Consider the following 10,018-nt stretch of genomic DNA (forward strand, 5'->3'; position numbering starts at 1 on the left):
ATTGTCAATTTTCTATTCAATAGTTATAATGTTGACCATATTACAGTAAACGACAAAAAATGTATGGTTGTCAACAGGTTCTAATTCATACCAGTCGTGATATTGAGGCGATTATCGAGTATCTTTGTTCAGAATCTAACAAGGTCTACAATTGCGCTCTTTATTATGCTAGGCAAATGTTTTTCAAAAAGCACGTTTTTGTTAATAGGAGAGCCGTTTGTTCTGAAATGTCTAAAAGTGCAAACCTGCATTTTAAGGCAATGTATGTTTCTTCTGCTCAACAAACTTGCAATTCAGTAGTAGAAGCCATGAGTTCTTATAAAGAACTTCTAAAATTGTGGAAGACTGGAAACTTAGAAGAAAAGCCCCATCCTCCTAAATATAGGAAGCAAGGGCTATTTACAGTTTCCTATCCGGTTCGATGGTTGAAGTTAACCCCAGAGGGAATTAGAATTCCGTTAGGAAATCAGGTTAAAGCATGGTTTGGGATTGATTCATTTTTATTACCCATGCCATCTAACCTGAACTGGGACTCAATCAAAGAAGTTCGCATCCTTCCTCGGAATAAATGTTTTTATGCCGAGTTTATTTATCAAGTTCAAACAGAAAATATTGAACTAGATAAAAACCAGGTACTAGGAATAGATCATGGAATCGATAATTGGTTAACTTGCGTCAGTAACATAGGAACCAGTTTTATTGTTGATGGTAAACATTTGAAATCTTTAAATCAGTGGTACAACAAGCAAGTTGCTGATCATAAAAATGGTAAACCCCAAGGTTTTTGGAGTAATGCTTTATCCGCTCTAACTGAAAAACGGAATCGTCAGGTTAGAGATGCTATCAATAAAGCTGCCAGATTGGTCATTAACTATTGCATCGAAAATAGTATCGGTCGTATTGTTTTGGGTTGGAATAAAGAACAAAAAGATGGTGCTACCCTTGGGAAGAAAGGGAATCAGAACTTTATTCAGATTCCCACCGCCCGCTTAAAATCTCGAATTCAAGAACTTTGTTCTCGTTATGGAATTGAGTTGATAGAAACCGAGGAATCTTATACCTCAAAGGCTAGTTTTCTTGATCATGATTTTCTCCCTGAATTCGGTGAAAAACCCGACAATTGGAAGCCGTCAGGAAAACGAGTTAAACGGGGTTTGTATCGCACTGCATTTAATCAATATATCAATGCTGATTGTAATGCCGCAGCTAACATTATTCTTAAAGTATCGGCAACATTGGGATTAAATCTCAATGGAGTCAGTAGTGGTGCATTGACTACGCCATTAAGGGTTCGTTTTTGGACTACTTAAGAATCCTCGTCGCTTGATTCGCGAGGAGTGTCAAATCTTTGACAATAATGAACCTAGATCAACAGCTAAAACTATTTAATTGTCGAGGTTCTAGGGTTTTTCGTGAATCCCCCCAGGTTTTGGCTCCCGCTTCAATTCACGAAAACTCTAGTAAACCCAATAGAACCTCTTGTCAAGATTCATTTTCTATGATATAGACTGTCCAAGTGTTTGACGTCTGCGTCAATAATCAACAATCTCTGGGATGCTTTATTTCATTCAGCATGACAAAGACTTGATTTCAGATAGATGTATGGGACACTTGACTAAGCTCTGGGATGCTTCATTTGATTCAGCATGACCAAGATTTCATTCCAGTTCGTCATTCGTCATTTTAATTATTGAGGAGAAATCGGTTGAACAAACCGTTGATTAGCGCGAACAAAACAATGGGAGGGTGCATCTGTTTCATTAGCTTTTTCTACATAAATCCAAGGTTGTTGTTTTGTATCATAAACAATCCCGAACCCAGCAGGGCCTAAATTAATTTCAAAATTTTGTCCGGGTTTTAATTGCCCAACGACAGGCCAATTTTCAATATTTAATTCAGTTTGATTCCCAGGATTTTCTAATTCAGAATAAGTGGTATTTTTTAACATCCGACAATCAACCCCTTGAACATTGGGAGCTTTCGCTTCCCAGGAAAGATGGGGAGAGCGCTGATAATCTCCATTCGCCAGGGGTTGGGGTAAGGACAGGGGATTTTGTTGAGTTTCCCCAGAACTCACTGGGACTTCCGGTAACTCCCAATAATAATCTACCGTTCCCTGGGCGGGAGGAGTTGGGGAGTTGGCAGAAGTTTGACAAGCGATCGCACTGACTTGCATTCCCGTTACAACTAACCCCAAACCCAAGGATAAAATCGCCGATCTCAAATTATGTTTGGCGCTCATACAGGTGTACACAACTCAACAGGTTCCCCAGTTAGACTAAAGGGTCTTACCTGGGTTATTTTCACTTTCACCTGTTGACCTTTTAATTCCGCTAAATTTCCAGAGAAAAAGGTTAAACGATTTCCCCGCGTGCGACCCATCACTTGAGACGGATCTTTAGGATTTGTTCCTTCCACTAAGACTTCTTCTATTCTGTTTAAATAACGCTGGGAACGTTCAGCCGCCTTAACCGAAACTAAGCGATTTAATCGTTGTAAACGATCAGCTTTGACCTCCTCGCTCAGTTGATTTTCCCACACAGCCGCCGGAGTACCAGGGCGGGGAGAATAGGCAGCAGTATTTAATAAATCAAAGCCAATATCATCGACTAATTTTAAGGTATTTTCAAATTGTGCTTCCGTTTCCCCTGGAAATCCGACAATGGCATCGGCACTAATGGCAGCATCGGGCATATATTCCCGAATTGTTTCAATAATTCGGCGATATTTTTCATGGGTGTATCCCCGTGCCATTGTCTTTAAAACTTGATTATCTCCTGATTGAAAAGGGATGTGAAAATGTTCACAAACTTTCGGAAGTTCGGCACAAGCTTTAATTAATCGTTCCGTAAAATAACGGGGGTGACTGGTGGCAAATCGTAGTCGTTCAATTCCGGGTACATCGTGAATAAAATATAATAAATCTGTGAAATTATATAAATGGCGACCTTCAGGAGTTGAACCGGGTAAATCACGACCATAGGCATCAATATTTTGACCTAATAAGGTGATTTCTTTATATCCCAAACGACCTAATTCTTCCATTTCTGCACGAATAGCTTCGGGTCTGCGAGATTGTTCAATCCCGCGAACATTTGGAACCACACAATAGGTGCAACGTTCGTTACAGCCATAAATGACATTGACCCAAGCGGTTACATCACTATCTCGGCGAGGTTTTGTAATATCTTCGATGATTTCTATGGGTTCTGTAGCAACAATTTGATTGCCATCAAAGACCTGTTCTAATAAGTCTTGTAACCGATTAGCGTGTTGTGGCCCCATGACTAGATCAATCTCAGGAACCCGACGCAGCAAGGTTTCTCCTTCTTGTTGAGCAACACATCCGGCGACAATAATGGTTAAATCTGGTTCTTGCTGTTTACGTTTTGCTTGTCTTCCTAAATAGGAATAAACCTTTTGTTCTGCATTATCTCGAATCGTACAAGTATTATAAAGAATTACATTAGCATCATTGGGATCTTCAGTAAAATCAAACCCCATTTCTTCTAAAACACCAGCCATGCGTTCTGAGTCGGCTTTATTCATCTGACAGCCGAAAGTTGTAATATGATAACGTCGGGAATTTGTATTCATCGAATTTTAGAAGTCTCCTATCTCTGTAGAAATATTGAATTCAACCTTTCTACAGGATTCATTATAATTCATTTTGTGTATTTTTGTGACTTTTACGGTTTAAATCGATGAAACCCAAACAAATTGTATACACTTTAGCCACGATATCGATTATTGGGTCTTTTGTGTTAACGACTCAAAACCCAGCTTTAGAAATATCATTTTTAATCGGATTTCTCCTAGCTATTTTAACCAAAGGAATCCGTAAACGGCGTTCAATTTCTAAAGAATTTTAAAGATTAATTATTGATTTACCCTTTTAATTATGACCCATTTAAAGCTCTTTCGTTCAGCGTTTTTAGATTTTATTGATGATCCGTTTTATGAATCCGAGGAAAATAGTGTGCGTTATATTCCTGATGGATTATTAGTGATCGAATCAGGAATGATTAAAGATTTCGACCATTATGATTATTTAAAGGATCAATATCAAGGTTTAAAAATTACCCATTATCCCGATTTCTTAATAGTACCGGGTTTTGTAGATACTCATATTCATTTTCCCCAAACTGAAATGATTGCTTCCTATGGTAAACAACTCTTAGAATGGTTAAATCAATACACTTTTCCCACAGAACGTAAATTTAGTTGCAAAGAATATGCACAAAAAATAGCCGCTTTTTTTCTGGATGAACTCCTCAAAAATGGAACGACAACTGCCTTAGTCTTTGCTACGGTCTTTGCTGGATCTGTTGAAGCTTTTTTTGAAGAAGCGTATCGGCGAAATTTACGCATGATTTCAGGAAAAGTGATGATGGATCGTCATACACCAGCTTATTTAAAAGATACCCCAGAAACCGCTTATGAAGAAACGAAACGATTAATTCAAACTTGGCATCAAAAAGGACGGTTACTGTATGCAATTACCCCTCGATTTGCCATTACCTCTAGTCCTGAACAGTTAAAATTAGCGGGAAAATTATTAACTGAATTTCCTGATGTTTATTTACAAACCCATCTTTCTGAAAATTTGAAAGAAGTGGAAATAGTGGCGGAATTATTTCCTGAAGCACCCAATTATTTAGGGGTTTATGATCAAATGGGTTTAGTAGGAGAACGTTCAATTTTTGCCCATAGTATTCATTTAACTGATGAGGAATTTCAACGGTTATCTCAAGCGAAATCAGCGATCGCATTTTGTCCCACCTCGAATTTATTTTTAGGAAGTGGATTATTTAAACTGCATCAAGCCAAATCTAAAATCCATCCGGTTTCTGTTGGTTTAGGAAGTGATATTGGTGCCGGAACCAGTTTTTCATTGCTACAAACTGCCAATGAAGCTTATAAAGTTGCTCAATTACAAAGTCAAACTTTATCCCCATTTCAAGCTTTATTTTTAGCAACATTAGGAGGAGCAAAAGCTTTAAAACTAGAAGATAAAATTGGTAATTTTGGAATTGGAAAAGAAGCGGATTTTATTGTTTTAGATTACCAAGCTACACCCTTAATGGCTTTAAGAAATCAACAAATTTATCCCAGCCAAACCTTATCAGAAATAGCTGAGAAAATATTTACTGCTATTATTTTAGGGGATGATCGAGCTATTCGAGCAACTTATATTATGGGAGAGGTGGCATATTCCCAACCCTAAGTTAAAATAAAATTAATTAGCTGGGAAATCATAACATGAATTTGACTGCTATTGTAACCACTTACGGTGATACCCTTAATGTTCGTTCAACTCCGAATGGGGAAATTGTTGATGTTTTAGAAAATGGAACTCAAGTTACAATTACTGGAGACTCTGTTAATATCGAAGGTGAAATGTGGACACCCATTGGAATTAATCGTTGGGTCGCCACATCATTTTTGACTATGATTAATTCTGAGATTTTGAACCTTCCAGGAGCTAAAATTATAGCCACCCAAACCCCGGAAGAAATAGCAGGAGGGTTAAATGTTTATCAAACTCAATTAATCGATCAAACGGGTAAAATTATTGATCAGGTGCGTTGTGTTTCGGGTCGAATTGGTCATCAAATTCCCTCGGATGAATCCGGTTCTCAAACTCCGTTACCTTTTGGCATTTATACCTTTGATGCTCCGGGTATCGTAGAAGACGCACCCGGAGAATTTGGGGGGGTTTGGTCAGCGATTACACCGACATTTCCGACCCAAAGAGTGGGGTTAGGATTGCATTATGATCCTTCGGCTTTTTCTAATAGTTCGCAAACCGGAACATCAGGATGTTTAGCCACACCAACGATTGAAGAACGGGAGATTATGACAGCTTTTATTCTTCAATATCAACCCACCCATTTAATTGTTCAAAAACCGGATGAAACCCCAACCTAAATTAAGATTGAAACTGTTTTAATTGAGCCAAATTTTTATTAAAAATCTGAAGGTCTAGGTTTTCATCTTCTCGTTGAACTACAGAACGTTTCACTTGACCTAAATAGAGAGGTTGAGAAACATCTGCATTCGGATGAACAATGGTTCGAGCTCGAATTAAGAGCGGTTGTTGGAATTGTCCACCTCGTCCGGGGGAATATAAATCCGCCGCCGCTTGACGTAATGTGGCGTCTAATTGAGGTTCTGTAATATTAGGAGCAACCGCAATTACAATTTGTCTACCGCCATCATCAAAAACGCGACTATAATGCACCGCCCCAGGAATTTGAAGATGATAAAATAAGCCTAAACTAAGGGCAAAAACCCCTGCGGTTAAAACGCCTGTAAAAGCCGTAACTCCCACTAATCTAAACCGAATGCCCCATTTAAAAATAAAGGCTAAAGTGGTAATTCCCCCAAAAACTAAAGTGGCAATTCCAATCCATTTAGAAAGTTCTAGCCAGTCAGCCGTTGAGATTGAGAAGTTCATCATGGTCATTAAATAAAAAACATCTAAACCTCTAGCTTAATATTAAAACGGTTCCTTTGAGATAAATAGCCATAAATACAGCTATTGTTAAGCTTGAACCCTTGAATTGGTTGACTGAAGCCTAACAACGAAGCCCAAATCATCATAAAAGTCTGGGTAGTATCAACATTTTATGATTCCTGTTTCGGTGTAGGAGGCATTTTAGGTTGGGGTTTAACGGTTAAATTTTGAGTTAATGAAGCTAAATCAGAAGGAAGTACAACAATGGTTGTTGTATTATTTTCGCTCCCAATTTCTGATAACATTTGTAACCGTCTTAACTCTAATGCGGCTGGATTTGCTATCATTTGTTGAGACGCTTCTGATAGCTTAATAGAAGCTTCTTGTTCCGCTTGAGCTTTAATTAAACGAGCTCGTTTTTCTCGAACGGCTTCGGCTTCTTTTGCCATAGCTCGCTGCATCGAAGTGGGAATTTCTACATCTTTCATTTCTACTCGTTCGATAACAATTCCCCAAGATTCAGTCATTTCATCAACGAGTTCTTGAATTTTATGATTAATTTTATCTCGGTTTTGGAGAACATCATCAAGGATATTTTGACCAATCACATTTCGCAAGGTTGTTAAGGCAGCTTGATAAACCGCTTTTTGATAACTTTCGACTTTAATAATTGCCCTAGAGGGATCAAGTAACCGATAATATAAAACGGCATTAACACGAATGGTAACACTATCTGCCGTAATGGTTTCTTGAGGTTCAATATCAACGGTTTTAGTTCTAATATCGACTTGAACTTTTTGATCAATGGCTGGAATAATCCAATATAATCCCGGCCCTTTGACACCCTGCACTCGTCCTAATCTGAAAATGACTCCCCGTTGATATTCTCGATCTAACTTAAACCCAGATAAGGTTAAATAAGTCAATAAGATAAAAAAAGATCCAAACAGGTAACTCATACATTTTGATCTCAAAGTTTGATTTTAGCATAAATAGTAACTGAAGTTAAACTCGAAATCTTAATATTATTAAAATCTTAATATTATTTTAGGATTTAAATTCTCTGAGTTTATGATATAGTGTCCTAATCTTTTTATTGCTTTATTTTAACTTTTACTTATACCTTACCTTTTCCCTTATCTCCCCTGCATCCTGATCCTCATTTTAATCCGGTTTTTTTCTTAATGCTTGGTTTCAATGCCAACCTCAAAAAACAATGAAATCTTCCCTCCCTATTTTTAAGAATATCTTGATTAAACGGTTGAAAAATTCAATCAATTGTAAACTAATTGCTATTGTTCTAATTTTAGGATTATACATTTTTTCAGCTTATCATGGATATCATGAACAATTCTGGAACTTACCAAATCGACCAACAACATTAATGCAAAGGAGTTTATTTATTACTCCTATTAATTATTATTTAATGCCAATTTTAACAGCCATCTTAACAAGATTTTTTCATAAGTTAACTGTGGTTATATTGTTATCAATTTTTTTAGCCACAGTCACTTATTATCTGGTAGAACTCCCCTTTGTTAAATTCAAAAAGCATCCATCCAAAATTCAGCAACAAGACCTATATTTACAAACCCATAAATCTAGTTTATGAAGTTAGCAATTTTAAGGCAAATTATACCAACTTTGTAGTGCTAATCGATGAACTTCTAACCAACTAATTTTATGTTGTTTTGCGAGTTTAGCACAATCCTCATATTCAGGTTGTACATTAGTAATTTTCTTTCCCGAAAATGCGACCTTAACTCGAACTGAGCCATAGGTTGTTTGAACGGTTTGCAGATCCCGTTTCAGAATACTACGATTTTGTAGGGTATGACGAATTCCTAATGTTGTTGTTTCTCGAAATAATATAGCTTCACAAGCTTGGCGATCTTTGGGATGGCAAATCACAGTTAATAAAACTCCCAAACGAGATTTTTTCATGGTAATCGGTTCAGTAAAAACATCCATAGCACCTGCTTGAAATAATAATTCAAAGGTATAAGAAATAACTTGTGGACTTAAATCATCGATTTGGGTTTCTAAGACAGAAACAATTTCAGAAATGGTTTGTATTTCTGAGTGGAAATTTAAGTTAATATCAGAATCAACCGGTTGATTTTGTTCTCCAATCCATAACCGTAAAATATTAGGAATAGGTAAATCTTGGGAACCAGCACCTAAACCTATTGTTTCCAGAAATAAAGCGGGAGGTTCGCCAAAATGTTGAGCTAAAGTGACAACAATAGCGGCTCCTGTTGGGGTGACTAATTCTCGTTCAATGCCATTACTATAAACCGGAACTTTTCCCATTTCAAATAACTTTAAAACCGCCGGAGCCGGAACGGGTAACTGACCATGCGCCGCACGAATTGTTCCGCCACCTGTGGGTAATGTTGAACAGTAAAATTGATCAATATTTAACCAATCTAAACCTAAACAAGTGCCTACAATATCAACAATAGCATCTGTTGCTCCAACTTCATGAAAATGTACCTCGTTGATTGCAATACCATGAACAGCCGCTTCGGCTTTGGCTAAATTCCGAAAAATCTCTAAACTCCAAACTTCCACTTGTTTTGGCAATTTTGCTGTCAGAATGATATCCTCAATATCAGATAAATGGCGGGTATTGTTACAGTGATGGGTGAGATGAATTTCATCTTCATGATGATGGGAAGAGGTATTTTTAGGGTGAGGTTGCTGTTGAGTTAAACTGACGGAAGCTTTTGTTGCCAACTGTCCTTGACGACGAACAGGTTCCACTTTGAACTCATATTCTCTCCCAATTCCCAGTAAATCCAACTTTTCTTGTAAATAATCCAGGGGAACCCCAGCATGGACTAATGCACCTAAGCACATATCCCCAGAAATTCCAGTTGGACATTGAAAATAAGCAATCTTAGTCATAATTTGTCGTTAGTCTGTTAGTCTTGAAAACAATATAAAATTAACACTCTAAAACATACAGTTGACTATGGCAATTCTGTACGAAATTCACCCCCAAAACCCCCAAGAACGTACCCTAGAAAAAATCAAAGATCACCTTAAGGATGGCGCAGTCATGTTATATCCGACAGATACTGTTTATGCGATTGGTTGTGATTTAACGGTTAAGTCAGCCATTGAACGAGTCCGACGAATTAAACAACTCTCCAATGATAAACCCTTAACGTTCCTGTGTTCCTCATTATCGAATATTACCGATTATGCCATTGTCACGGATGCAGCTTATCGTTTAATTAAGCGTTTAATTCCAGGGACATACACTTTCTTATTACCTGCTACTAAATTAGTGCCTAAATTAGTGATGTCTCCGAAACGCAAAACGACCGGAATTCGGGTTCCTAACCATCAAGCGTGTTTATCCATTATTGAAACTTTAGGTAATCCAATTATTTCAACTTCTGCTCATATTACCACAGAAGAAGAAGGTCAAGCACCCATTGCTTTACCCATAGAAACTCAAATTGATAAAGCCAAATTGTACGATAGTTTAGGAAAATTAGTTGATATTATTGTGGATGATACATCTGATCCGGGCTATCAAGTTTCAAC

10 protein-coding genes are annotated in these 10,018 nt (G+C 37.5%); 5 read left to right on the top strand and 5 right to left on the bottom strand.

Annotated elements, in window-relative coordinates:
* Positions 1-59: 59 nt before the first annotated feature.
* Positions 60-1,310 carry an RNA-guided endonuclease InsQ/TnpB family protein gene (locus ACKPEB_RS04320; RefSeq protein ID WP_408963590.1) on the top strand — a complete coding sequence of 417 codons (1,251 nt, stop codon included), beginning with the start codon at positions 60-62 and terminating at the stop codon, positions 1,308-1,310.
* Positions 1,311-1,687: 377 nt separating this feature from the next.
* On the opposite strand, the gene ACKPEB_RS04325 is transcribed toward ACKPEB_RS04320, so the two are convergent.
* A complete protein-coding gene (locus ACKPEB_RS04325) occupies positions 1,688-2,242 on the bottom strand; it encodes a hypothetical protein (RefSeq protein ID WP_408963591.1) in 555 nt (184 codons plus the stop codon).
* The gene (miaB, locus tag ACKPEB_RS04330) at positions 2,239-3,597 is read right to left on the bottom strand and encodes a tRNA (N6-isopentenyl adenosine(37)-C2)-methylthiotransferase MiaB (RefSeq protein ID WP_408963592.1); all 1,359 of its coding nucleotides are present in this window, start codon (positions 3,595-3,597) and stop codon (positions 2,239-2,241) included. The genes ACKPEB_RS04325 and miaB overlap by 4 nt, the downstream gene beginning before the upstream one ends.
* A 107-nt stretch (positions 3,598-3,704) precedes the next feature.
* Between miaB and ACKPEB_RS04335 the strand changes: the two genes are divergently transcribed.
* Genes ACKPEB_RS04335 through ACKPEB_RS04345 form a run of 3 tightly spaced genes read left to right on the top strand, consistent with a single transcriptional unit; the run spans position 3,705 to position 5,931 of the window.
* Complete coding sequence (locus ACKPEB_RS04335; RefSeq protein ID WP_408963593.1) at positions 3,705-3,872, top strand: hypothetical protein; 168 nt, start codon at positions 3,705-3,707, stop codon at positions 3,870-3,872.
* Between the two features lie 29 nt (positions 3,873-3,901).
* Positions 3,902-5,227: a guanine deaminase gene (gene guaD, locus ACKPEB_RS04340; protein WP_408963594.1), complete on the top strand. Its 1,326-nt coding sequence runs from the start codon at positions 3,902-3,904 to the stop codon at positions 5,225-5,227.
* A 35-nt stretch (positions 5,228-5,262) separates the two neighbouring features.
* Positions 5,263-5,931 carry an SH3 domain-containing protein gene (locus tag ACKPEB_RS04345; protein ID WP_408963595.1) on the top strand — a complete coding sequence of 223 codons (669 nt, stop codon included), beginning with the start codon at positions 5,263-5,265 and terminating at the stop codon, positions 5,929-5,931.
* Between the two features lies 1 nt (position 5,932).
* On the opposite strand, the gene ACKPEB_RS04350 is transcribed toward ACKPEB_RS04345, so the two are convergent.
* The 3 genes from ACKPEB_RS04350 to larC form a co-directional block, all read right to left on the bottom strand.
* Complete coding sequence (locus ACKPEB_RS04350) at positions 5,933-6,463, bottom strand: Ycf51 family protein (RefSeq protein WP_408963596.1); 531 nt, start codon at positions 6,461-6,463, stop codon at positions 5,933-5,935.
* Positions 6,464-6,630: 167 nt separating this feature from the next.
* Entirely contained in the window at positions 6,631-7,419 is a 789-nt protein-coding gene (locus ACKPEB_RS04355; RefSeq protein ID WP_408963597.1) for a slipin family protein, read from the bottom strand.
* 664 nt (positions 7,420-8,083) lie between these two features.
* Positions 8,084-9,370 carry a nickel pincer cofactor biosynthesis protein LarC gene (gene larC, locus ACKPEB_RS04360; RefSeq protein WP_408963598.1) on the bottom strand — a complete coding sequence of 429 codons (1,287 nt, stop codon included), beginning with the start codon at positions 9,368-9,370 and terminating at the stop codon, positions 8,084-8,086.
* Between the two features lie 67 nt (positions 9,371-9,437).
* Between larC and ACKPEB_RS04365 the strand changes: the two genes are divergently transcribed.
* Positions 9,438-10,018 (top strand): L-threonylcarbamoyladenylate synthase (locus ACKPEB_RS04365; RefSeq protein ID WP_408963599.1); only part of this gene is annotated, 581 nt, incomplete at its 3' end.

Source organism: Planktothrix sp. (genome assembly GCF_046067725.1).
Lineage (GTDB): Bacteria > Cyanobacteriota > Cyanobacteriia > Cyanobacteriales > Microcoleaceae > Planktothrix.

Bases quoted from the DNA above. Each gene is read 5' to 3' on its own strand.
- ACKPEB_RS04325 (WP_408963591.1), bottom strand. From the start codon at position 2,242: ATGAGCGCCAAACATAATTTGAGATCGGCGATTTTATCCTTGGGTTTG.
- guaD (WP_408963594.1), top strand. From the start codon at position 3,902: ATGACCCATTTAAAGCTCTTTCGTTCAGCGTTTTTAGATTTTATTGAT.
- miaB (WP_408963592.1), bottom strand. From the start codon at position 3,597: ATGAATACAAATTCCCGACGTTATCATATTACAACTTTCGGCTGTCAG.
- ACKPEB_RS04350 (WP_408963596.1), bottom strand. From the start codon at position 6,463: ATGATGAACTTCTCAATCTCAACGGCTGACTGGCTAGAACTTTCTAAA.
- ACKPEB_RS04320 (WP_408963590.1), top strand. From the start codon at position 60: ATGTATGGTTGTCAACAGGTTCTAATTCATACCAGTCGTGATATTGAG.
- larC (WP_408963598.1), bottom strand. From the start codon at position 9,370: ATGACTAAGATTGCTTATTTTCAATGTCCAACTGGAATTTCTGGGGAT.
- ACKPEB_RS04335 (WP_408963593.1), top strand. From the start codon at position 3,705: ATGAAACCCAAACAAATTGTATACACTTTAGCCACGATATCGATTATT.
- ACKPEB_RS04355 (WP_408963597.1), bottom strand. From the start codon at position 7,419: ATGAGTTACCTGTTTGGATCTTTTTTTATCTTATTGACTTATTTAACC.
- ACKPEB_RS04345 (WP_408963595.1), top strand. From the start codon at position 5,263: ATGAATTTGACTGCTATTGTAACCACTTACGGTGATACCCTTAATGTT.